This is a genomic window from Arthrobacter sp. MYb213 (assembly GCF_002979915.1).
GTDB lineage: Bacteria > Actinomycetota > Actinomycetes > Actinomycetales > Micrococcaceae > Glutamicibacter.
The window spans coordinates 374846-399425 of sequence record NZ_PCQA01000001.1; the positions used below are offsets into that span (position 1 = coordinate 374846).

At 60.9% G+C, this 24580-nt stretch carries 19 protein-coding genes; 16 read left to right on the forward strand and 3 right to left on the reverse strand.

Annotated features, from left to right (window positions below):
* The first annotated feature begins 10 nt into the window (after positions 1–10).
* From CQ011_RS01780 to CQ011_RS01830, 11 genes are all read left to right on the forward strand, one after another.
* Entirely contained in the window at positions 11–1312 is a 1302-nt protein-coding gene (locus tag CQ011_RS01780; RefSeq protein WP_105674076.1) for a dihydroorotase, read from the forward strand.
* A complete protein-coding gene (locus CQ011_RS01785) occupies positions 1305–1814 on the forward strand; it encodes a PH-like domain-containing protein (RefSeq protein ID WP_105674078.1) in 510 nt (169 codons plus the stop codon). The genes CQ011_RS01780 and CQ011_RS01785 overlap by 8 nt, the downstream gene beginning before the upstream one ends.
* A complete protein-coding gene (gene carA, locus CQ011_RS01790; protein WP_105674080.1) occupies positions 1815–2984 on the forward strand; it encodes a glutamine-hydrolyzing carbamoyl-phosphate synthase small subunit in 1170 nt (389 codons plus the stop codon).
* A complete protein-coding gene (carB, locus tag CQ011_RS01795; protein WP_105674082.1) occupies positions 2984–6262 on the forward strand; it encodes a carbamoyl-phosphate synthase large subunit in 3279 nt (1092 codons plus the stop codon). The genes carA and carB overlap by 1 nt, the downstream gene beginning before the upstream one ends.
* Complete coding sequence (pyrF, locus tag CQ011_RS01800) at positions 6255–7088, forward strand: orotidine-5'-phosphate decarboxylase (protein ID WP_105674084.1); 834 nt, start codon at positions 6255–6257, stop codon at positions 7086–7088. The genes carB and pyrF overlap by 8 nt, the downstream gene beginning before the upstream one ends.
* 134 nt (positions 7089–7222) lie before the next feature.
* Positions 7223–7558, forward strand: coding sequence for an integration host factor, actinobacterial type (mihF, locus tag CQ011_RS01805; protein ID WP_096257752.1), 336 nt, complete (start codon positions 7223–7225; stop codon positions 7556–7558).
* Positions 7559–7561: 3 nt separating this feature from the next.
* The gene (gmk, locus tag CQ011_RS01810) at positions 7562–8125 is read left to right on the forward strand and encodes a guanylate kinase (RefSeq protein ID WP_105674086.1); all 564 of its coding nucleotides are present in this window, start codon (positions 7562–7564) and stop codon (positions 8123–8125) included.
* Entirely contained in the window at positions 8118–8396 is a 279-nt protein-coding gene (rpoZ, locus tag CQ011_RS01815) for a DNA-directed RNA polymerase subunit omega (RefSeq protein WP_096257750.1), read from the forward strand. The genes gmk and rpoZ overlap by 8 nt, the downstream gene beginning before the upstream one ends.
* A gap of 80 nt (positions 8397–8476) precedes the next feature.
* Entirely contained in the window at positions 8477–9700 is a 1224-nt protein-coding gene (gene coaBC / locus CQ011_RS01820) for a bifunctional phosphopantothenoylcysteine decarboxylase/phosphopantothenate--cysteine ligase CoaBC (protein ID WP_105674968.1), read from the forward strand.
* 77 nt (positions 9701–9777) lie between these two features.
* Positions 9778–10983, forward strand: a complete 1206-nt coding sequence (gene metK, locus CQ011_RS01825; RefSeq protein ID WP_105674088.1) for a methionine adenosyltransferase — start codon at positions 9778–9780, stop codon at positions 10981–10983.
* 8 nt (positions 10984–10991) lie between these two features.
* Positions 10992–12953 (forward strand): primosomal protein N' family DNA-binding protein, encoded by a 1962-nt coding sequence (locus tag CQ011_RS01830; RefSeq protein ID WP_105674090.1) that lies wholly within the window; start codon positions 10992–10994, stop codon positions 12951–12953.
* Between the two features lie 7 nt (positions 12954–12960).
* On the opposite strand, the gene CQ011_RS01835 is transcribed toward CQ011_RS01830, so the two are convergent.
* A complete protein-coding gene (locus tag CQ011_RS01835) occupies positions 12961–13827 on the reverse strand; it encodes an alpha/beta fold hydrolase (RefSeq protein WP_181147951.1) in 867 nt (288 codons plus the stop codon).
* A 10-nt stretch (positions 13828–13837) separates the two neighbouring features.
* Entirely contained in the window at positions 13838–14845 is a 1008-nt protein-coding gene (locus CQ011_RS01840; protein ID WP_146112540.1) for a sugar-binding transcriptional regulator, read from the reverse strand.
* A gap of 51 nt (positions 14846–14896) precedes the next feature.
* On the opposite strand from CQ011_RS01840, the gene CQ011_RS01845 reads away from it, so the two are divergent.
* From CQ011_RS01845 to glpK, 3 genes are read left to right on the forward strand one after another with little or no spacing between them, the layout of a single operon-like run.
* Positions 14897–16633 (forward strand): glycerol-3-phosphate dehydrogenase/oxidase, encoded by a 1737-nt coding sequence (locus CQ011_RS01845; protein ID WP_105674094.1) that lies wholly within the window; start codon positions 14897–14899, stop codon positions 16631–16633.
* A gap of 57 nt (positions 16634–16690) precedes the next feature.
* The gene (locus CQ011_RS01850) at positions 16691–17419 is read left to right on the forward strand and encodes an MIP/aquaporin family protein (RefSeq protein WP_105674096.1); all 729 of its coding nucleotides are present in this window, start codon (positions 16691–16693) and stop codon (positions 17417–17419) included.
* Between the two features lie 17 nt (positions 17420–17436).
* A complete protein-coding gene (gene glpK / locus CQ011_RS01855) occupies positions 17437–18957 on the forward strand; it encodes a glycerol kinase GlpK (RefSeq protein WP_105674098.1) in 1521 nt (506 codons plus the stop codon).
* Positions 18958–19075: 118 nt separating this feature from the next.
* On the opposite strand, the gene CQ011_RS01860 is transcribed toward glpK, so the two are convergent.
* Positions 19076–20812 (reverse strand): DUF222 domain-containing protein, encoded by a 1737-nt coding sequence (locus CQ011_RS01860; protein WP_181147952.1) that lies wholly within the window; start codon positions 20810–20812, stop codon positions 19076–19078.
* A 318-nt stretch (positions 20813–21130) separates the two neighbouring features.
* On the opposite strand from CQ011_RS01860, the gene leuS reads away from it, so the two are divergent.
* Together leuS and CQ011_RS01870 are read left to right on the forward strand one after the other, a co-directional pair.
* Positions 21131–23620, forward strand: coding sequence for a leucine--tRNA ligase (gene leuS / locus CQ011_RS01865; RefSeq protein WP_181147953.1), 2490 nt, complete (start codon positions 21131–21133; stop codon positions 23618–23620).
* 9 nt (positions 23621–23629) lie between these two features.
* Positions 23630–24562, forward strand: coding sequence for a DegV family protein (locus tag CQ011_RS01870; protein WP_105674102.1), 933 nt, complete (start codon positions 23630–23632; stop codon positions 24560–24562).
* Positions 24563–24580: the final 18 nt, after the last annotated feature.

A 24580-nucleotide genomic window follows, 5' to 3' on the forward strand; every position in this document is an offset into this window, starting at 1 on the left:
GGAACCTAAGATGAAGTATTTGATTCGACAGGCCGCCGTTCTCGGTGGTCAAGCTACCGACGTGCTAATCATCGACGGTAAGATCGCACAGCTCGGCGAGGTTACTGACGCCGAGGCCACGGTGATCGAAGCCGCCGGGCTGGTGCTGCTGCCGGGACTAGTTGACCCGCATACGCACCTGCGCGAACCGGGCCGTGAAGACGCCGAAACCGTGGAAACCGGGTCCCAGGCCGCAGCGCGCGGCGGTTATACCGCGGTACACGCGATGGCCAACTCCACCCCGGTGGCAGATAACGCCGGCGTCGTGGAGCAGGTTTACGAGCTGGGCCGCAAGGCCGGCTGGGTGGATGTTCGCCCGGTGGGTGCGGTCACCGTCGGACTGGGCGGGCAGCAGCTCTCCGAGATCGGCGCCATGGCAGATTCCCGCGCGAAGGTGCGGATGTTCTCCGATGACGGGATCTGTGTCTCCGATCCGCTACTGATGCGCCGTGCACTGGAATATGTGAAGGCCTTCGACGGGGTCATCGCCCAGCACGCCCAAGAACCACGGCTCACCGAGGGTGCCCAGATGAACGAGGGCGAGGTGTCTGCGGTGCTGGGTATGACCGGCTGGCCGGCGGTCGCCGAAGAGTCGATCATCGCCCGCGACGTGCTGCTTGCCGAACATGTCGGCGCCCGCTTGCACGTGTGCCACGTGTCCACCGCCGGATCGGTGGAGATTATCCGCTGGGCCAAGGCACGCGGCATCGCCGTCACCGCCGAGGTCACCCCGCACCACCTGTTGCTCACCGATGAAAAGGTGAAGACCTTTGATCCGGTCTTCAAGGTCAACCCGCCGCTGCGCCGCGAAGAAGATGTGCTGGCGCTGCGTGCAGGCGTCGCCGATGGCACCATCGACGTGATCGGCACCGACCACGCCCCGCACCCAAGCGAAGCGAAGGACTGCGAATGGGGTGCGGCCGCCATGGGCATGACCGGGTTGGAAACCGCGCTGTCCATCGTGCAGCACACGCTGGTGGAGACCGGGCTGCTTTCCTGGGCCGACGTGGCACGCATTACCTCGTTCACCCCGGCGAAGATCGGCAGCCTGGAAGATCAGGGCCGCCCGATCGCCGTAGGTGAACCGGCCAACCTGACCCTCGTGGACCCGGCGGCACGCTGGATCGTGGACCCGTTCACGATGGCCACCAAGGGGCGCAACTCACCGTTTGCCGGAATGGAGCTGCCAGGTGCGGTACGCGCCACCTTCTTCCACGGTCACCCCACCGTGCTTGACGGTGCGCTAGCTACCCCGCGGGTGGCTAATGACTAGCGGGGAACTGACCAGCGTGCTGGTCACCATCGGGATCGCGGTACTTTTTTGTGCGCTGATCCTGATTGGCTGGCGCAATATGAAACGACGACAGACCGACATCCCGGCACCGTATGCGCAGTTCGATGACGAACCTGAACACCAGTTCATCGGCATGTACGTGGCCACCACCCGGTATGAAGACTGGTTGGATCGGATCGCGGTCCATCAACTCGGAGTGCGTTCGAACGCCACCTTAGAACTGGGTAGCGCCGGGGTGCATCTGGTCCGTCCAGGCACCACCGACCTGCACATTCCGTGGAACGCATTTGTGAAGGTGGCCCGGTCCGCCGGCATGGTTGGCAAGTTCGTCGAACGTGACGGGCTGATCGTGATCACCTGGACGAAGGATGATTTCACCTTCGATACCGGATTCCGTCCTCGCTACCACGAGGACACCCAAAAGATTTATCAGTTGCTGGCGTCGCACCAAGCCGACGCGGCCGAGCAGGAGACAAACTAAGTGAATTCCCTGAGCAACCTACCAGCAGTGTTGGTACTCGAAGATGGCCGCATCTTCCGTGGACGTAGCTACGGCGCCGTAGGCACAAGCCTTGGCGAAGCAGTGTTCACCACCGGAATGACCGGGTACCAGGAAACATTGACCGACCCTTCCTACGCGCACCAGATCGTCGTGCAGACCTTCCCACACGTGGGAAACACCGGCGTGAACAGCGAAGACCCGGAGTCCACACGGATGTGGCCGGCCGGCTATGTAGTGCGCGACGCGGCCCGACGGCCCAGTAATTGGCGCAGCGAACGCACCCTGGATGAAGACCTGGTCGAATACGGCATCGTCGGTATCCGCAACGTGGACACCCGCGCGCTGACCCGTCACCTGCGTGACGCCGGCGCGATGAAATCCGGCATCTTCTCAGGTGAGGCCGCCGAGAAGTCCGACGCCGAACTGATCGCCGCCGTCAAGGCGCAGCCAGCGATGGCCGGACGCAACATCTCCGCCGAGGTGTCGGTAGCTACCGCGTACACCGTGGAGCCGGCCGATCACGGATTTAGCGGTGCACCGCTGCACAACGTGGCCGCCGTGGACCTGGGCATGAAGTCGATGACCCCGCACCGTCTGGCCGAACGTGGCCTGCGCGTACACGTTCTGCCGTACAACGCGACACTTGAACAAATCAAGGCCACCGGCGCCACCGGTGTGTTCTTCTCCAACGGCCCCGGTGACCCGGCGGCAGCTACCGCACAGGTGGAACTGGTCCGCGAGGTGCTCGACGCCGGCATGCCATACTTCGGCATCTGCTTCGGCAACCAGATCCTAGGCCGCGCACTAGGTTTTGACACCTACAAGCTGCGCTTCGGACACCGCGGAATCAACCAGCCGGTCATGGACAAGTCCACCGGCCGGGTAGAGATCACCAGTCAGAACCACGGCTTCGCCGTCGACGCACCACTAGAAGGCGCCGTCACCGCACCGGTAGCCCGCTTCGGCAAGGTAGAAGTTTCACACTTCTCGCTGAACGACCACGTGGTGGAGGGCCTGTCATGCCTCGACATCCCAGCCTTCTCCGTGCAGTACCACCCGGAGGCAGCATCCGGTCCACACGATGCCGCTTACCTCTTTGACCGTTTCGTTTCCGCGATGAATTCCGCCGCAGATAAGGACAGCAAGTAATGCCTAAGCGCACCGATCTCACCTCAGTACTCGTCATCGGTTCGGGCCCGATCGTCATCGGCCAGGCCGCCGAATTCGATTACTCCGGCACCCAGGCACTACGCGTGCTCAAGGAGGAGGGCCTGCGGGTCATCCTGGTGAACTCCAACCCCGCCACCATCATGACCGACCCGGAATTCGCCGATGCCACCTACATCGAGCCGATCACCCCGGAAGTTGTCGAAAAGATCATCGCCAAGGAACGCCCGGACGCGATCTTGCCGACCTTGGGCGGGCAGACCGCGCTGAACACCGCCATCGCCCTAGACAAGTCCGGCGCCTTGGAGAAGTACAACGTCGAACTGATCGGCGCGAATATCGAAGCCATCGAACTGGGCGAAGACCGCGAGAAGTTTAAGGGCGTCGTCGAACGCTGTGGCGCCGAATCGGCCAAGTCGCAGATCGTGCACACGCTGGATGAGGCTTTTGCCGCCGTCGAGATCCTGAACTACCCGGTGGTAGTGCGCCCCTCGTTCACCATGGGTGGCCTGGGCTCGGGCATGGCTTATGACGCCGAGGACCTGCGCCGTATCGCCGGAGCCGGGCTGCAGTACTCGCCGACCACCGAGGTGCTCCTGGAGGAGTCCATCCTGGGGTGGAAGGAATACGAGCTGGAAATGATGCGCGACAAGAACGACAACGTCGTCGTCGTGTGTTCGATCGAAAACTTTGACCCGGTAGGCGTGCACACCGGCGACTCGATCACCGTCGCCCCGGCGATGACGCTGACCGACCGCGAATACCAGAACCTGCGTGACATCTCCATCGCGGTCATCCGCGAGGTCGGCGTGGACACCGGTGGCTGTAACATCCAGTTCGCCATCGAACCGGACACCGGACGTGTGGTGGTCATCGAGATGAACCCGCGCGTTTCGCGTTCCTCCGCGCTGGCCTCCAAGGCCACCGGCTTTGCGATCGCGAAGATCGCTACCAAACTCTCCCTGGGTTACACCCTGGATGAGATTCCGAACGACATCACGCAGAAGACCCCGGCCTCCTTCGAGCCGGCGTTGGACTATGTGGTTGTGAAGGTCCCACGCTTTGCCTTCGAGAAGTTCCCGGCAGCGGACAAGACGCTGACCACCACCATGAAGTCTGTGGGCGAGGCGATGGCGTTGGGCCGTAACTTCACCGAGGCGCTGCAGAAGGCGTTGCGCTCGCTGGAGCAGAAGGGTTCGGAGCTTTCCTTCGAACCGATTCCAGAAGAAGAGCATGAGGCGGTCCTCGCCTCGATCGTGAAGGGCTCCACCGAGCGCCTCTCGCTGGTCCAGCGTTTGCTGTTCTCCGGGGTCTCCATTGAAACGATCTTCGAAACCAGCGCGATCGACCCGTGGTACCTTGATCAGCTCGCGCTGATCAACGAGACCGCACAGCTGATCTCGGCGAATAAGGACCTGTCCGAGGAGGTCTTGCGCGAAGCGAAGCGTCACGGTTTCTCCGACGCGCAGATCGCGCAGCTGACCGGCAAGCCTGAGGCGGTCATCCGCGGGATCCGTCACGCGTTGGGTGTGCGCCCGGTCTTCAAGACCGTGGACACCTGCGCGGCCGAGTTCGAGGCGTTCACCCCGTACATGTACTCGACCTACGACGAAGAGACCGAGGTTGTCGCCCACGAGAAGCCATCGGTGATCATCCTCGGTTCCGGTCCAAACCGGATCGGCCAGGGTATCGAATTTGATTACTCCTGCGTGCACGCGGTGATGGCCTTGCGTGAAGCTGGCCACGACACCGTGATGATCAACTGCAACCCGGAAACCGTGTCTACCGACTACGACATTTCCGATCGTCTCTACTTTGAGCCGTTGACCTTGGAAGACGTGCTGGAAATCATCCACGCGGAAGAAGAAACCGGCGGAGTACTCGGGGTGTTTGTGCAGCTTGGCGGCCAGACCCCGCTGAAGCTCGCAGCCGAGTTGAAAGCGGCCGGGGTGCCGATCCTGGGTACCTCCCCGGAGGCCATCGATCTGGCCGAGCACCGTGGCGCCTTCCAGCAGGTGTTGGATAACGCCGGGCTGATCGCCCCGAAGAATGGCACCGCGGTGTCCTTCAACGATGCGAAGAAGATCGCCGACTCGATCGGTTACCCGGTCTTGGTTCGTCCTTCCTACGTGCTGGGCGGACGCGGCATGGAGATCGTTTACGACGAGGCAAACCTGGAACGCTACATCGCTAACGCCACCGAAATCACCGTGGACCACCCGGTCCTCGTTGACCGGTTCTTGGAAGACGCGATCGAGATCGACGTGGATGCCTTGTTCGACGGCACCGACCTGTACGTCGGCGGCATCATGGAGCACATCGAGGAAGCTGGCATTCACTCCGGCGACTCAGCCTGCACCCTGCCTCCGATCACCCTGGGCCCAGACGTGCGTGACCGTGTGGCAGCCGCTACGCGCGCCATCGCCGAGGGTGTGGGGGTACGCGGCCTGATCAACATCCAGTTCGCACTCGCCTCAGATATTCTCTACGTGATCGAAGCGAACCCACGCGCCAGCCGCACCGTGCCGTTCACCTCGAAGGCTACCGGCGTGCAGTTGGCCAAGGTTGCGGCCTTGATCGGTGTGGGACACACCATCGCCGAGCTGCGTGGCAGCTCCCTGCCGGCGACCGGAGACGGCACTCATCTACCAGATTCGGCGCCGATCGCGGTGAAGGAAGCGGTGCTTCCGTTCGCTCGTTTCCGCACCCCGGAGGGCAAGGTTGTTGATTCGCTGCTCGGCCCAGAGATGCGTTCCACCGGCGAGGTCATGGGTATCGACAAGTACTTCGATACCGCTTTCGCCAAGTCCCAGGCCGCGGCGAATAATCCACTGCCTACCGGCGGCAAGGTCTTCGTTTCGGTGACCAACCGTGACAAGCGCTCCATCGTGATCCCGGTCAAGCACCTGGCGGATAACGGATTTGAGATCCTGTCCACCGGTGGTACCGCCGAGGTACTGCGCCGCAACGGCATCCCAACCCAGGTGGTGGGCAAGGTCCATGAGGGCGGCGAGTCCATCGTTGATCTGATCAACGCCGGGCAGATCGGCCTGATCTTGAACACCCCAACCGGTTCCGAGGCCCGCGGGGATGGCTACGAGATTCGCGCCGCCGCGGTATCGGTGGGCACCCCAATTATCACTACCGTCGCCGAGTTTGGTGCCTGCGTGCAGGCTATCGACGCGCTACGTGAATACGAGTGGGATGTCACCAGCTTGCAGGTGCACGATCAGAACCTGCGCGGTGCGCGCAATGCCTAACTTCGGAACCCGCCTTCGGGCGGCGATGGAGACGGCCGGGCCATTGTGTGTGGGAATTGACCCACACCCAGCGTTGCTTGAGGCGTGGGGACTGGAAAATACCCCCGCTGGGGTGCGATCTTTCTCACTGACCGTGGTGGAAGCCATGAGCGGTGTGGCGGCAATCTTGAAGCCTCAGGTCGCGTTGTATGAGCGTTTTGGGTCCGCCGGATTTGCAGTTTTGGAGGAAACTCTCAGCTTGGCCAAATCTGCGGGAATATTAACCCTCGCAGATGCCAAGCGTGGCGACATTGGTTCGACCATGGCCGCCTATGCGACGGCGTGGTTGGACGACGCTTCGCCGCTGGCTTCGGACGCGGTGACACTGAGCCCATACCTGGGTTATGAGTCGCTTCGACCGGCCATTGATCTGGCCGCGCAGACCGGTCGCGGAGTGTTCGTTTTGGGTCTCACCTCGAACCCTGAAGGACCTTCCGTGCAGCACGTTGGCGGTAAAAAGTCGGTTGCAAAGTCGATTATTGACCAAGTCACCGCAGAAAATGCGGGCGCTGAAGATATGGGCCACGTGGGTCTGGTGGTAGGCGCAACCATTGGCGATGCACCGGAGAAATTGGGCATCGATCTGAGTGCAACGAAGGCGCCATTGCTCACCCCAGGGCTCGGCGCCCAAGGCGCCACGGCACGTGATATTGCCACCGCTTTTGCCGGTAGTTATTCACAGGTGTTGGGTACCAGCAGTCGGGACATCCTCAAAGTGGGGCCAAGTGTAAACACCTTGCGGGCTAAAGCGGCGCAAGTTCGTGATGAATTATTGGCCGCGGGCTAAATAACTAGCACAATCGCGTTGTGGCTACTACAGTTTCTGGTAGCCACAACGCGATTACTCTTGCAAAATGCGCGTTTGATCGCTATGTTCACTCTCATAGCCTTAGTCCACTACACATGAAGGATGGCTGAACGATGGTACTGCGAGAACTCTCAGACGAAGACCGTATTCGGGCTCGTGCCAAGGCATTGGCAGCTCGCACACGCCGTGCAGAACTTAAAGCCCAGTTCAGTACCGGCAAGATCTCCATCACGGAGGTACTAGACTTGGTATACGAAGACGAGGCTGTGGGACGCATGCGTGTCATGGACCTTCTGGAGTCGGTGCCGGGTGTTGGTGAAGTTCGTGCAGCAAACCTGCTGGAACGTCTTGGCATTTCCCCTTCCCGTCGCTTGCGCGGTTTAGGCCGCAAGCAGCGCACGGCGATCACCGAACACTTCAAGCAATCGCCACCAAAAACGAAAGTGTAGTCAATGACCGCTGCGTCGGTAACTGTTCTAGCCGGCCCCACGGCCGTAGGTAAGGGCACCGTCTCCACCTACATCCGAGATAACTATCCTGATGTCTGGCTTTCGGTCTCGGCCACAACCCGAGACCCTCGGCCAGGCGAAGAGGATGGAGTTCATTACTTCTTCGTTGGGCCTGAAAAGTTCCATCAACTGGTCGATGGCGGTGACATGTTGGAATGGGCTGTGGTGCACGGGCAGAATAGCTACGGGACCATCCGTTCCACGGTTGACGACGCGGTGGCTAATGGCAAAAAGGTCCTGCTGGAGATCGATCTGCAGGGTGCACGACAGGTTAAAGAGTCGTTGCCTGAGGCAAAGTTCGTCTTTTTGGCCCCGCCAACCTGGGATGAATTGGTGCGCCGACTGATCGGTCGTGGCACCGAAACGGCTCAGGAGCAGCAGCGTCGTCTAGAAACCGCTAAACTAGAACTTGCGGCTGAATCAGAATTTGATGTCACCATCGTAAATGATGATGTTTCACGCGCCGCCGAAGAGCTTGTGGCCCTTATGGGCCTGAAGAATGACTAAAGGGAGTCCTGTGTCCAATCTTGAGGGAATCATTAACCCATCGATCGACTCGTTGCTTGAGACCAACGACTCGAAGTACGCGCTGGTGCTCAACGCATCAAAGCGCGCGCGTCAGATCAACGCTTACTACGCGCAGCTAAATGAAGGCCTGTTCGAGTATGTTGGTCCATTGGTTGAGACCAAGTTGAACGAAAAGCCACTGACCATCGCATTGCGCGAACTGGACAGCCAGCTACTGAAGGTCACTCGGGCTGAAGTTACCGAAGACTAACATCTAAGATGGCGCCCCGATCGGGCGCCATCTTTTTTCTTTAACCACCAGGTAAAAATCACCAAAGGATATTTCGCGTGTTGCGTATCGTTTTGGGCGTCTCGGCCGGGATCGCCGCCTACAAGTCCGTGTTGTTGCTGCGCCTGCTCAAAGAGGCCGGGCACCACGTCGACGTCATCCCGACCGCGAAGGTAGAAAACTTCGTAGGCAACGCCACCTGGGAAGCCCTCTCGGGCAATCCGGTAACCTCCAATGTTTTCGACGCGGTGGAGTCGGTGAACCACGTGCGTTTAGGGCAGCAAGCCGACCTGGTGCTGATCGTGCCGGCTACGGCGGACCTGATGGCCAAGGCTGCGGCGGGGATCGCCGATGATTTGTTGACCGGCACGCTACTAGCGACCCGGGCTCCGGTAGTGATGGCCCCGGCGATGCACACCGAAATGTGGCAGCACCAGGCCACCCGCGCCAACGTCGCTACCCTGCGCTCACGCGGGGTGACCATCATCGAACCGGCTAGCGGACGGTTGACCGGAAAAGACTCCGGACCGGGACGACTTCCCGAACCCGAAGATATTTTTGCGCAGATTACCCCGTTACTAAGTACCCCAATCCTGGCCGGACAGCGCGTGTTGATCACCGCCGGCGGTACCCGCGAGCCGCTAGACCCGGTGCGCTTTTTGGGTAACCGATCCTCGGGCCGTCAGGGGGTGGCGCTGGCGCAGGCAGCCCGTGATGCCGGCGCCGAGGTGACGTTGCTAGCCACGCACCTGGAAGTTGCCCCGCCGGCCGGGGTACGTCTGGTGCATGCATCGAGCGCGTTAGAACTGCGCGCCGCGGTGTTCGCCGAGGCTCCAGGCCACGATGTGCTGATCATGAACGCGGCGGTGGCCGACTTCCGCCCGGCAAACATCGAAAATTCGAAGATTAAAAAGCGCGATGAACACTCCGCTCCGGTAATCACCTTGGTGCGCAACCCGGATATTCTGGCCGAGATTGTGCAGGCGCGTGCGCAGGATGCGACGCTGCCCTCACTGATTGTCGGGTTCGCCGCCGAAACCGGTGACGAGCAGGGCAGCGTGCTGGACTACGGACGCTCGAAGCTGGCGCGTAAGGGCTGCGAAATGCTCGTGGTCAACGAGGTGGGTGCGCAGCTGACCTTTGGGCAAGACACCAACAGCATTCAGGTACTTTTTGCCTCGCAGGCGCCGAGCGTGCAGGCCACCGGAAGCAAACTTGAGGTGGCCCGGGTGGTCATAGAGCAGATCGCCAGCGCAATAATCGGACATCCGCACGTCATAAAGTGAGCCGCACCATATGGTGTTTGGTCACGTAACGTCGCAACTAAAGCCAATCGGTCGGTCAGACCAGATAGAGTAAAAAGGTGACTTCAACTACCCCCGAACTTCGTCTTTTCACCTCGGAATCCGTTACCGAGGGACACCCAGACAAAATTTGCGACCAGATCTCGGATGCGATCCTCGACGCCATGCTGGCGCAGGACCCGAACTCTAAGGTCGCCGTCGAAACGCTGACCACCACCGGACTGGTGCATGTGGCCGGAGAGGTGACCACCAACGGCTACGTGGAGATCCCCGAGATCGTGCGCAGCACCATCTTGGACATCGGCTACGACTCCTCGGCCAACGGCTTTGACGGAGCGCGCTGTGGCGTGTCGGTGTCGATCGGACAGCAGTCCCAGGAAATCCACGACGGCGTGTTTAACTCGCTCGAAGCGCGTGAAGGCACCGCCAAGGACCCACGCGATATGCAGGGTGCCGGCGACCAAGGTCTGATGTTTGGCTACGCCTCGGATGAAACCGATTCGCTGATGCCTACCCCGATCTTCCTAGCCCACCGGCTGTCCGAACGGCTGACCCAGGTGCGCAAGAACGGACGCATGCCGTTGCTGCGTCCGGACGGCAAGACTCAGGTCACTATCGGCTACGACGGGGACACCCCGGTCTCCATCGACACCGTGGTCGTTTCCAGCCAGCACGCCTCGGAATACGAATTGGCGACCTTGAAGGCAGACCTGCTCGAAGAGGTTGTCACCCCGATTCTTGAGCGTTCAAATCTGGACACCTCAAGCACCAACGTGATCCTGAACCCTTCGGGTCCCTTCGTGATCGGCGGGCCAGTAGGCGACGCGGGACTGACCGGACGCAAAATCATCGTAGACACCTACGGCGGATTTGCCCGCCACGGTGGCGGCGCGTTCTCCGGCAAGGATCCTTCCAAGGTTGACCGTTCGGCCGCCTACGCGATGCGTTGGGTAGCGAAGAACGTCGTCGCCGCGGGGCTTGCTCGCCGCGCCGAAGTTCAGGTTGCCTACGCCATCGGCGTGGCTCGTCCGGTGGGTCTGTACGTGGAGACCTTCGGCACCGAAACCGTGGACCCGGCCAAGATTACCCGCGCCATCAACGAGATCTTTGACCTGCGCCCACTGGGCATCATCGAAGACCTAGATTTGTTGCGTCCGATCTACCGTAAAACCGCCGCGCACGGCCACTTTGGACGTGACGACAACGACTTCACCTGGGAGCGTACCGACCGCGTGGATGCGCTGCGCAGCTGGTTTAACGTCTAGGACCTAGCGTGCAGCAAGACGCCCTCATATCAGCACCCGAGCCGGCCCGTATTAAGCGGGTTGCTCGGGTGCTGATTGATTCTTCCGTGCCACATCTAGACCGGCTCTTCGACTATCAGGTGCCCGAATCGATGGTATCCACCGCGGTGGCCGGCACGCGCGTGAAGGTGCCCTTTGGGGCGCAACAACTGCCCGGTTTTATCACCGAGGTGCTTGAAGACTACGCCTCGCCGATCAAGCTCAAGGCGCTCTCCAAACTGGTTAGCGACAAGGTGGTGCTACACCGCGAGGTGTATGAGGTCGCCGAACTCGTGGCGCAGCGTTATGCCGGAACCGTGTGGGATGTGGTGCGCTTAGCCGTTCCGCCGCGCGCGGCCAAGGTCGAAAAGGAAGAGCTGCAAGAGGTAGCTCCCACGTTGCCCGAGCATCCAAATCAGCTCGAACATTACGAGTTGGGTCCCGAAACCCTGCAGGCGTGGGCCAACGGGGAAACGCTGCGCGCGGTAGCCACCTGGGTGCCGAACTTTTATGGCTCCTGGCCCGGATTTTTGCTCGATGCCTGCCGGCCGGTGCTGGCCCGCGGGCAGCGCGTGCTGCTGCTGGTGCCCGACGCCAGCGATCTGGCCCGACTGGCCGAACACCTAGACGAGCACTTCGGCAAAGATAGTTATGGGCGGCTGCAGGCCGACGATGGGCCGACCCCACGGTACCGAAATTTCCTGCGTGCCATCGGTGGGCAGGTGCAGATCGTTATCGGCACCCGTTCCGCCGCGCAATGTCATATCCCGCAGCTGGGGCTGATCGTGCTCTGGCAAGACGCGGATCAATCCCACCGTGAACAGCGCGCGCCGTATCAGCATGCGCGCGAGGTGGCGTTGTTGCGCAGCACCCACAGCGACTGCTCGCTACTTATTGCCTCACCGTCGCGTTCGGTGGAGGCCCAGCGCCTGGTGGCTACCGGTTGGGCCACGGAACTGAAGGTGGCCCGAGCGGTGTTGCGCGCGCAGACTCCACGCGTGGTGGCCACCACCAATGATTTTGAAATGGAACGCGACCCGGTGCTCGCCCGCGCCCGGATCCCGTCCCTTGCCTGGCGTGAAGCGACGAAGGCTCTGGAGACCGGGCCGGTGCTGGTGCAGGTGGCGCGCACCGGTTTTATGCCCGCGTTAGCCTGTCAGGACTGCCGTACGTTGGCGCGCTGCCCGGCCTGTCAGGGACCGTTACAACTTGGCGGGTCAAGCCACCATATTTCCTGCAAATGGTGTGGCGAACAGTATCGCGAATACCGTTGTGCCGAATGTAATTCGCCACGGATTCGCGCGGCAAGCATTGGCGCGGATCGTACCGCCGAGGAGTTGGGTCAGGCCTTTGCCAAGGTGCCGGTGATTTCTTCTACCGGGGCTAAACCGGTGCGTCGGCTGGAGCGAAAACCTGCGCTGGTGGTGGCAACCCCCGGGGTGGAGCCGGTGGTGGACGGCGGCTACAGTGCGGTGCTGCTACTGGACGCGGATAAGATGATGGCTCATGATTCCCTTCGTAATACCGAAGAGGTGCTCAGTCGTTGGTTTAGCGCTGCCTCCTTGGCCTCAGCTGAGGGGGTCGTGGTGCTGACCGGCACGCCAAGCCCGGCCGGTGCGGCGCTGGTGCGATATGACCCGGCCAGTTTTGCCGAACGTGAACTGGGGGAGCGCCGTGAACTGGGACTGCCTCCGGCGGTACGTAGCGCGGTGGTCTCCGGGCCCGGGGCCGAAAGGCTGATCGCGGCCATGTCACCACAACTGCGTGAAAAGCTGGCGGTGCACGGTCCGACGATTATTGATGGCCCACCGATCGAACACCGCTATGTGCTGTTCTTTTCCTACGCCGACGGCCAGCTAGTGACCACCTCACTGCGAGCCTTGCGGGCGCGAATGTCCGCGGCTAAAGATCCGGTAGTGAACATCGCGGTGGATCCCGACGAGGTGCTTTAGCTCGAGATTAGCTCGGCAGGTGCTGCAGAAATTTGTCGATCGCCGCCGCGGTGTCGCCGGCCTTTTCGTAGTGAATCAGGTGTCCGACGTTGTCCAGTATGACTAGCCGCGCGTCGGCAAAGCTTGCCCGAAGGTTCTCTTGGGTTTCCGGGGTGCCTAACTCGTCGAGCATCCCGCCGACCATGAGTACCGGAATGTGAATATCTGCGCTGTATTCGCCCACGGTGTGCGCAATGGAGGCCTGATAGGCCTGGGCGAGGCTCACGCGTGAATGAAAGCCGCCAAAGTAGGCGCGGTGCTGTTCGCGAACGTACTGGCGCATGGCGCGATCTTTACTCTTGGTCATCACCACGCTCATGGCGTCGGAGAATAACTTCGAGCGCAGCACCGCCGAACCAAGGCGTTCGGGTAGCTTTGCGCAGACCTCGTAGTAAAAACCGGTGAGTTTGGCCATCAGTGCCTGCGAAGAATCCAACGCTAGCTCGGAGATCGGGTTCAGCAGCACGAGCCCGGAAAAATCGCGTTCGGTGGCAAGTTTGGCAGCCACCAGCGAGCCAAAAGAATGTCCGAGCAAGATGGTGCCAGCTGGCAGGGCGAACTCGTCGGCCAACGTGGATAAAGCCGCCGCATAACCGTGGACGTCGTGGGGTAATTGCATCGAGCTGGAGTGGCCGAAACCTGGCAGATCGGGCACGATGATGGTGTATTGCGGCAGCTGGTCAACGATGCGTTGCAGCCCATGATGATCGCCACGAAAACCGTGGATCGCAAAAATAGTTCCGGCGCTTGGCTGCGTGCTGGCCGGGTAACTGTAGACCTTGGTGGTGGATCCGTGCAAGGTATGGGTGGTGACCAGTTCGGTGCGTGGCGTCATGTATTTAACCCTACCCGTCCAGCAGGGCCAGCGCGGTGCCCTCATCGATGACTAGCTCGGTGATCAGCTGGCCGTTGAGCGCCCCGCGGACGGCTTCTAACTTGCCGCGGCCCGAGACCACGCAGAAGCGCCGTGGAACCTTGCGCAGTTCTGCCAGGGTGGGCCCGGTGGCTCGAGCGTTGATCTCAATGTGTGCGTCGTCGCCGCTTTTATCGAAAAAGACCGTCGCGACGTCTCCCACCACACCCATTTCACTGAGCTGCCGAGTTTCGGCCTTACTGAGGTAACCGCCGCGGTACACCTGTGAGGCGAGGTTAGAGTTGGCAGCTCCCAAGGAGAAGACCGCCAAATTCATTTCACGTTGGATGTTGAGTACGCGGCGTATCGAGGTTTCCTGCCACATCGCCTCGCGGGTGCTGGCTTTGTCGAAAAAAGCCGGGACCGGGAACTGTTCGGTGCGGGCGGTGAAGGCTTGGCCGAAGCGGGTCAGGATTTCGCTGGCGTAGCGCACCCCACTGGAGACCGGGTTGGCCGCTCCATTCAGCTGCACGACCACCGAGTCGTGGGTGGGGTGCCCGGCCAGGGCCGCGGAGACCGCCTGCATGGTCTGCCCCCAGGCGACACCCACGGTCATTGAGGAGGACACGATCGTGCCCAGTAGGTAGGCCGCATGCGCCGAGACGCGTTGGAGCAATTCGGTGTCATCCATCGAACCGTCGGTGGGTACTAAATGCACGTTGATCCCGTATTTTTCGGCTAGCTGGTTACTGACCAATGCCGACAGGTTAGCCGAGGGGTTGATCTTCACCGAGACCATTCCGGTGCGTTTGGCGTGGGCGAGCAACCGCGACACCGTAGACCGGGAGACTCCCAATTCCCGGGCGATCACCTCCATCTTGATGTCCTGCAGGTAATACAACTGTGCGGCGCGCAAGGCGTCCTTGGCTTTCGGGTTCGCCTGCACGGATGTGCCAGGATTTGGCAGCTTATAGGGTCCGGTGCCGGGTGATTTGTGCATCAATCGGACCATTTCTGCACGTTTGTGCATTTTGTTTGACCGTTTTGTTCCATGGTGACAAGACTAACTGTTGACAGATACGAACAGTCAATAAAGGGGCATGCAATCGTGAATCGGGACCAGCTAGAGCAACTACGTGCACGGCCAAAGGCACGGGTGCTCGTTGTCGGCGGTGGCATCAATGGTGTGGCAACCTTCCGCTACTTAGCGATGCAGGGAATCGATGTGGCACTGGTAGAGCGTGGCGATTACTGCCAAGGAGCCTCCGGCGCGAGCTCACATATGATCCACGGTGGGATCCGTTACCTCGAAAACGGTGAATTCCGCCTCGTACACGAGTCGGTCCAGGAACGTAATTCGTTGCTGGAGATCGCTCCGCACTACGTGAAGCCGTTGCAGACCACCATTCCGATTTTCTCCACCTTCTCCGGCATGCTCAGCGCACCGATCCGTTTCTTGACTCACAAGTCCGGGAAGCCTACCGAGCGCGGTGCCGCGCTCATTAAAGCCGGACTGATCATGTACGACGTGTTCGCCGGCATCGGTGGACGCAACACCCCATGGCACAACTTCAAAGGCACCAAGGCGGCCCGCAAGGACCTGCCAGAACTGCGCGAGGACGTCAAATACACCGCCACCTACTTCGACGCCTCGGTGCACAATCCAGAACGCCTGACCCTCGATGTGTTGCGCGACGGTCTGGGTGCCAACGATCAGGCGCGAGCTAGCAACTACGTGGAGCTAGCCACCGTCACCGACGGCACCGCGACGCTGCGCGACGTGCTGACCGGCGAGCAGTTCGACTTCCAAGCCGAGGTCATCATCAACGCCACCGGTGCCTGGGTGGATCTGACCAACGCTGAGCTTGGTAAAAACACCAAGTGGACCGGCGGCACCAAGGGCTCACACATCGTGCTTGATCACCCAGAGCTGCTGGCGGCGACCGGCGGACGCGAAATTTTCTTCGAAAACGAAGACGGCCGCATCGTCTTGATCTACCCAATGCTCGGTCGGGTACTGGTGGGAACCACCGACCTGGAGCACGACATGCGTGAACCGGCGGTTTGCACCGACGAGGAAGTTGCGTACTTCTTCGATTTGATCGGCCAGGTCTTCCCGCGAATTTCCGTGAGCGAAGAGCAGATCGTCTACAAGTTCTCCGGTGTGCGTCCACTGCCGAACCACGACGACACCGCCCCGGGCTTCGTTTCCCGTGATTACCAGGTGAAGGAAACCCGGCTGACCGATTCCACCATGATGCTTTCGCTGATCGGCGGCAAGTGGACCACCTTCCGCGCGCTGGCCGAAAACCTCGGCGGCAAGGCGCTGGACTTCCTGGGCGAGAGCGAAAAGCACAGTACCCAGGGTGTGGCTATTGGCGGCGGCAAGAACTTCCCCACCAATGAAGGCCAGCTGGCCGCCTGGTATGCGGCCCGTGAAGACCGTGCTCCGCATGCGCGGCTTCGCGTACTGCTCGAGCGCTATGGCACCGGAGCGGATCGGGTGCTTGCCGAAGTGGGCGAGCACGAAGAGCTTCTGACGCACAGCAGTGAACTGTCGGTTCAAGAACTTTCCTACCTGGTCTCACACGAGCAGGTCGGGCGCTTGATCGATGTATTTATTCGCCGCACCAACCTCGCCTTCCGCGGGTTGGTCACTAAAGATTTGGTCACCGAGGTCGCCTCGCACCTCGCAACACCAATGGGCTGGAATCAGGCCCAGACCGCAGCCGAGATCGACCATTCGCTCTCGGTACTTGCAGAAAGCCATGGGGTCATCCTCGCGTAACCTGCACCGGCCGGCGGTAGGTTGCCGCCGGCTTTCGAAACCACTAAGAGGTCAACGTTGTCCACTCACGTGTTTCTTGCCGAATTAGCCGGCACTTTCATTCTCATCCTCATGGGCTCGGGCGTATGCGCCAACGTCGCACTCAAGGGCACCCTCGGTAGCGCCGCCGGTTGGCTGGCGATCAGCTTCGGCTGGGGCTTGGGCGTTTACTGCGGTGTCTGGATCGCCGGTATTTCCGGTGCGCACCTGAACCCGGCGGTTACGATCGGGCTGCTGGTGAATCCGGACGTCGCCGAATATGCACCAGGTGTTGCCAAAACATTCGCCAACACCATGCTCTACTTCCTCGCTCAGCTCATTGGTGCCTTCCTAGGTGCCGTCGGTACCTGGTTGGCCTATAAAAAGCACCTCGATGACAAGCAGAACGCCGGAACGCAGCTTGGCGTATTCGCCACTGGCCCCGCGATTCGTGCGTATGGCTGGAATATGGTCACCGAGATTTTCGGTACCTTTGTGCTGGTCTTCGTGATTGCAGGTCTGGGCAAAACCCCGCACCAGCTCGGTCCACTGGCCGTCGCGTTGCTAGTGGTGGCCATCGGCCTATCTCTTGGTGGCGCGACCGGCTACGCTATCAACCCAGCACGTGACCTCGGTCCACGACTGGCGCACGCTATCCTTCCCATCAAGGGCAAGGGATCCTCTGACTGGGCCTACTCGTGGGTTCCAATCGCCGGTCCAGTCATTGGTGGTCTACTGGGCGGCGTCGGCGCCGGCCTGATGTTCTAGAAAGAGAGATGTGAATCATGACTGAAAAATATGTCATCGCCATTGACCAAGGAACCACAAGTTCCCGAGCCATCGTCTTCGATCATGCCGGCGAGGTCATCTCCGTCGGTCAGCTGGAGCACGAGCAGATCTTCCCGGCCGCCGGCTGGGTAGAGCACGATGCGGCTGAAATCTGGAACAACATCCGCGAGGTGATCGGCCAGGCGTTGTCCAAGGCGAACCTGACCCGACACGACATCGAAGTAGTTGGCATTACCAACCAGCGCGAAACCGCCGTGGTGTGGGATAAGAACACCGGCGAACCGGTGTACAACGCGATTGTTTGGCAAGATACCCGAACCCAAGAGATCGTTGACGAACTGGCTGCCAATGGCGGAATGGATCGTTACAAGGACCGGGTCGGGCTGCCACTGGCAACCTACTTCTCCGGGACGAAGATCAAGTGGATTCTGGACAACGTGGAAGGCGCACGGGAACGTGCGGAAGCCGGGGATCTGATCTTCGGCACCACCGATAGCTGGGTGTTGTGGAACCTGACCGGTGGCATCGACGGCGGCGTGCACGTCACCGACGTCACCAATGCCTCGCGCACCTTGTTCATGGACCTGAAGACGCTGGCGTGGGATGAAGAAATCCTTGCCGACTTCGGTGTGCCGGTATCGATGATGCCGCAGATACGTTCCTCCTCCGAGGTGTATGGCACGGTGGCGGGCAACCAGTTGCTGCGCGAAGTGCCTGTGGCCGGTATCTTAGGTGACCAGCAGGCTGCCACCTTCGGCCAGGCAGCGTTCACCGCGGGTACCGCGAAGAACACCTACGGTACCGGTTGCTTCTTGATCTTCAACACCGGCACCGAGATCGTGCATTCCTCTAACGGGCTGCTGACCACGATGGCCTATAAGCTGGGCGACGCCGCTCCGGTCTACGCGCTGGAAGGCTCCATTGCGGTAGCCGGTTCACTGGTGCAGTGGCTACGCGACAATATCGGCATGATCGCGACCGCTCCGGAGATCGAAGAGCTGGCGGCCAAGGTTGATAATAACGGTGGCGTGTACATCGTGCCTGCGTTCTCCGGTCTCTTCGCACCCTATTGGCGGGCCGAAGCACGTGGCGCAATCGTGGGCTTGACCCGCTTTGCGAATAAAAACCACATTGCCCGTGCCGCATTGGAAGCTACCGCATTCCAGACCCGCGAGGTGCTGGATGCTGTTAACGCCGACGCCGAGGTGCCGCTGACCGAGTTGAAGGTCGACGGTGGCATGGTGGCCAACGAGGCGTTGATGCAGTTCCAGGCCGATATTCTTGGGGTACCCGTGGTTCGCCCGAAGGTTACCGAAACCACCGCGCTGGGTGCTGCCTATGCAGCTGGCCTGGCAGTGGGCTTCTGGAAGGACCTTGGCGAGCTGGAATCGAACTGGTCTGAGGACAAGCGTTGGGAGCCGGCGATGGAAGACGCGGAGCGCGAACGTAGCCTGCGCCTTTGGAAGAAGGCAGTGACTCGTACCTTTGACTGGGTAGACGAAGACACCAAAGCTTAATCAGCGTCAACACGCACAAACGCAGACCTCGAACCCCTGAGCAAAGGGTTCGAGGTCTGCGTTTTTTTCGGGTGCCGGCCGGTGGGGGATTGGGGGTTCGGCGGGCACGGTCTGCTGGCTAACTTTCCTCGGGTGGATCGGGTGGCGTTTCCTCCCGGTCGGGGGAGTCTCCTAGTTGCAGGGCTCCCCAATAGGTGTTGCGCCGAGGTTTTTGTTCAGGGTCCAGATGGGCAGGCAGGATCACGTGGGGTAGGCCATCGACGTCGACGATTTTAATCTGATCAACGTGGCGACTGTGATGCCCCTCGGGACACAGTCCTGCCCCGGACTGCACACTGGTGGTCCCGCCATCGGCCCACGCGCGTTGATAGTGATCTATTTCTACGTGATCTGGCGGCGTGGTGCAGTCCGGCACAATGCAGCCGCGATCGCGCGCTAACACTGCCGCCCGGACATACCCCTCGTGATAGCGTCTGGAGCGGCCCAGATCTAGCGGTTGGCTGTTACCGCCCAAGACCACCGGAATGATATTGGCGTCGGCTAAGGTGCGTCGAAGTTCGCCCGGCGGTAAGTTCACCCCATTTGAGGTGACACCGTGAGCTTCGGCGAGATTCTGTAGGTCACTTAGCCACATATAAACGAAGATGCGCGGAATGACTGGCTTGAACTTTCCGCCGGTGGAAGTGGCTGTAAGTACGGCCATGAAGGCGTTCAGTGCGCGGAGCTCCGGGGTGAGGACATCATTGGCACTGCCCACTGGTTCGGGCTGCGCGGTGCAGTGCGCGGTGCCATCGGCTACAGACGGCTCATCGGCCGACTTAGCCCACGCGGGCATCGGGGTCTCGGGCTGTAACCAGGATGGGTCACTGGGCGGGTCGCTGGGTGTTACCGCGGTATCAGCAACTGGCTGCTGCGTGTTCGCTTCTGGCGACGGCGCAGGAGCATCAGTGTCAGGTTCTGCGGTTGCGTTACGAGCGGCTTTGCCTGCTTGGGTGCGCCAGTCTGCCGATTGCACGCGGATCGAACGGATCACCTGAGCGTGGGAGGCCAAGGTGCGCAGGGTGAATTCGTGAACGCCTTGGATGACCGGGCCGATGAATAGACCCAGCGCCGGTGGCTGTTTTTCGGTGTGCAGTTCCTTGTAGATTCCGATCCGAGTACTGATTTCCTTGCGGGCAGCATTGGGACCGAGCTGTGCTAGGGCGCGGGCGGCGTGGACCTCTAAGAGTTGCCCGTCGGTATCCCTGGCGGTGAGCTGGTCCGGGATGCCGTCGAAGGTGGTGTCTTTGGGTTCGAGTTTTTCAAGTCTGCGGGCGGTGGCCGTGATGCTGCGTCGGTCTGCGCCACCCTCGGCATAGAGTCTTGCCAATGCCGGTAAGCGTGGCTCGCAAGATTCACCCTGAGCGGTGCGCCGGCCGATAAGCAGGTAGGCGTCGTCGATGCGCCGTTGTGCCTCGAAATAGTTCAGCCCTAACCACGCGGCCAGCAAGCCTCCGGCAGATTTGTAACAGGTCCGGCCCACGGCGAGTTCCGGTTCACCCTCTAGCGCGCAGGTGCCGGCGCGTAACCGATCGAAACTTTCAAGACTCAGCGCGTGCGCACCGCTGAGCTGGGCATCAAGGGCGGTGGCCAGTTGTTCGTGGTGAACCTGCTGAGCGAATTTTTCCACGAGGTCACAGTAGGCAAGTACGAGGCGTGGATCGCGCTGTTGATGCACTAGTTGACCAATAGCGGTGAACAGGGCGAGGGCTAGAGTGCCTAAGCGCAGCATCATGGCACCGGTGAGTTGCGTCCCGAGCTGAAGCGGGGCGGCGCACAGGGTGTGCAAGGTGGCGATGAGTGCTTCGGTGTTCATGAAGCCATTGTTGGCCCGGCAGCGATGCGTTGGGCCGCCGTGGGTGCCGGCTGTGGATAAGCGGTGTAAGAATTCATCGGACAACGACGTGCGGGTTGTGAGCGATGACATTTCACCGGTGGTGGAGTCGGCATTTCACGGATGCGCCGTTGCGAGTTGAACTGCGATAGAATCGGCGTATGCATTTTCAGCGCAACCTAGGCTAAGCACGGCCAATGGCCGTACCCCCGAGTGGTGATTTGGGGGCTTTTGTTGTGTCTGGACCCGAACCAAGTTTTCCGTCAGGAAATTTTTCCGCAAGTGTGTGAGAAGAGCTCAGTGACATCATCGACGAACGAACCCAGAACCTACGATTTTAAGGACCTCGAGTCCAAGTGGCTACCGGTGTGGGACGAACTTGAAGTGTTCAAGCCCGCCGATGACGGCAGCCGCGAGCGTCGCTATGTGCTGGATATGTTCCCGTACCCCTCCGGTGACCTGCACATGGGTCACGCCGAGGCTTTTGCTATGGGCGATGTGGTGTCGCGTTACTGGCGCTTGCGTGGCTATGACGTGATGCATCCGATAGGCTGGGATTCCTTCGGCCTGCCAGCGGAAAACGCCGCGATTAAGCGCAATGCGCACCCGGCGGAGTGGACCTACAAGAACATCGACACCCAGGCGCAGAGCTTTAAGCGTTATGCGATCTCCGCCGACTGGGACCGCCGGTTGCACACCTCGGATCCGGAATACTACCGCTGGACCCAGTGGCTGTTTAACAAGTTTTACGAAAAGGGCCTGGCCTACCGCAAGGACCACCCGGTGAACTGGTGCCCTACGGACCAGACCGTGTTGGCCAATGAGCAGGTAGTTAACGGTGCCTGTGAGCGTTGTGGCACCGCGGTGACCAAGAAGTCGCTGAACCAGTGGTACTTCAAGATCACCGATTACGCCGATCGTCTGCTCGAAGATATGGACGGGCTCAAGGGGCACTGGCCTGAGCGCGTGCTGCTGATGCAGAAGAACTGGATCGGCCGTTCCGAGGGCGCCCAGGTGACCTTCTCCATCGCCGCGCAGGATCAGCTGGAAGAAGTGAAGATCCCGGTCTTCACCACCCGTCCGGACACCTTGTACGGTGCGACCTTCATGGTTGTTGCCGCCGACGCCAAGCTGGCTGGCGAGCTGGTCACCGACGAGCACCGCACCGCCCTGGAAGAATACCAGGAGCAGGTTAAAGCACTCTCCGAGATCGAACGTCAGTCCTCGGAACGTGAAAAGACCGGCGTGTTCTTGGGTCGTTACGCGATCAATCCACTCAATGGCGAGAAGCTGCAGGTGTGGGCCGCGGACTACGTGCTGGCCGATTACGGTACCGGTGCAATTATGGCCGTGCCCGCGCACGACCAGCGTGACTTGGACTTTGCTCGCGCCTTCGACCTGCCGGTGCGCGTGGTCGTCGAAACCGGTGAAGAGGATCCGGCAGTTTCCGGAACCGCGACCACCGGCGAGGGCCAGCTGATCAACTCCGGTGAGCTCTCCGGTCTGTCCAAGACCGAGGCCGTCGCGAAGGCGATCGAAATCGTTGAGGCCGCCGGCACCGGTGAGCACACGATCAACTACCGGCTGCGCGACTGGCTGCTCTCGCGCCAGCGCTTCTGGGGTACCCCGATCCCGATCATTCACTGCGCCGACTGCGGCGAGGTTCCGGTTCCCGATGACCAGCTACCGGTACGCCTGCCAGATAACCTGCGCGGCGAGCAGCTCGCTCCGAAGGGCACCAGCCCGCTGGCTGCCGTCGAAGAGTGGGTCAACGTGGACTGCCCGAAGTGTGGCGGCGCCGCCAAGCGCGACACCGACACCATGGATACCTTTGTCGATTCCTCCTGGTACTTCCTGCGTTTCGTTTCCCCGCATTACACCGAGGGTCCATTTGACCCGCAGGCAGTGCGCGATTGGATGCCGGTTGGCCAGTACGTCGGCGGTGTAGAGCACGCGATTTTGCACCTGCTCTACTCGCGCTTCTTCACCAAGGTCATTTTTGATCTGGGCTTGATCGACGTGGACGAACCATTTAGTGCGTTGCTGAACCAGGGTCAGGTACTCAACGGTGGCAAGGCGATGAGCAAGTCGCTGGGCAACGGTGTTGACTTGGGTGAGCAGCTGGACAAGTTTGGTGTGGACGCGGTGCGTCTGACCATGATCTTCGCCTCCCCACCGGAGGACGACGTGGACTGGGCCGATGTGTCCCCATCGGGCTCGCAGAAGTTCTTGGCGCGCGCCTGGCGTATTGCCCAGGACGTGCAAAGCACGCAGGACGTGGATTACACCACCGGCGAGAAGTCCTTGCGTCAGGTTACTCACCGCACCGTGCACGAGGCCGCTCAATTGCTGGACTCGGGCAAGTTTAACGTGGTGATCGCCAAGACCATGGAATTGGTCAACGCGGCGCGTAAAACCATCGACTCCGGTGCCGGCGCCAGTGACCCTGCGGTCCGCGAGGCCGCAACGGTCACCGCGCAGCTGTTGAGCATGTTCGCGCCATACACGGCCGAAGACATGTGGGCTCAGCTGGGCTACGAGCCAAGCGTCGTCAACAGCGCCTGGCCGCAGGTTGACGAGTCGTTGCTCATCGATGACACCGTCACCGCCGTGGTGCAGATCAAGGGCAAGGTCCGCGCGCGCCTCGAGGTTCCGCTGGATATCTCCGAGGATGATCTGCGTGAGCAGGCTTTGGCCAACGAAACGGTGATCCGCATGCTTGATGGCAAGGAGCCGCTGAAAGTGATCGTCCGTGCGCCGAAGCTCGTGAATGTGGTTCCGGCACCGTAGGCTCGACCCATGAGCGAACGCACGAAGAGTCCACGCGCGGGCTGGCTGCCTAAATGGCTGGCCCCGCGTGGGCTTTCGCGTACCCGGATCGGCGTGGTGACAGATTCCGCCGCCTGTCTGCCTAGCAGCTTGCTGCAAAGTACCGACTTCGCTTGCGTGAATATCCCCATTATCGTCGACAACCATGTGCACGGCGATGATCTGAACGCGCTGATGATGGGCCTGGCGATGGGCAAATCGGTGAAGACCTCACGCCCAGCCCCGGGGGAATTCACGAAGGTTTACCGGCAACTGCAGGACGCCGGTTGTGAGTCAATTATCTCTATTCACATGTCCGGTCAGCTGTCGGGCACGGTGGACGCGGCACGGCTGGCAGCAAAGGATGTTCAGCTGCCGGTGACCGTGATCGATACGCGTACCGTCGCGATGCCCCAGGGCTTTGCCGTCGCCGATGTGCTGGCCGCCCGGCAGGCCGGCGCACCGCGTGAAATGTTGGCCCAGATCGCGCGCTCGGCCACCCAAAATTCTGTCTATTTTGCGGTGCCAAGCCTCGAGCAGTTACGCCGTGGTGGGCGGATCAGCACGATCTCCTCGGTGCTCGGTAACCTGCTCAACGTCAAACCGATCCTGCACATCGACGAGGGGCTGATTCAACCCATTGAAAAGCCACGTTCTTTTGCTCGCGCCCAAGCCCGACTGGTAGCGCTGGGTACCGATGCGGCCAGCAAGGCTGAAGGGCCGGTACGTATCGGAGTAATGCATTTTGGGGCAGCGGAGTTAGCTACTGAAGTGGCCAACGAGCTAGCTTCGCTCAGCGATGAGCCGGTGCAGATCGAATCCCTGCCGGCAGTGCTCGCCGCACACACCGGGATTGGGGTCCTCGGGGTGGCCGTGGGCCCACTGAATCCACAACCCGACGCCGTGCAGCGCATCAACGACTAAGTCTGGCGCAAACTGTGG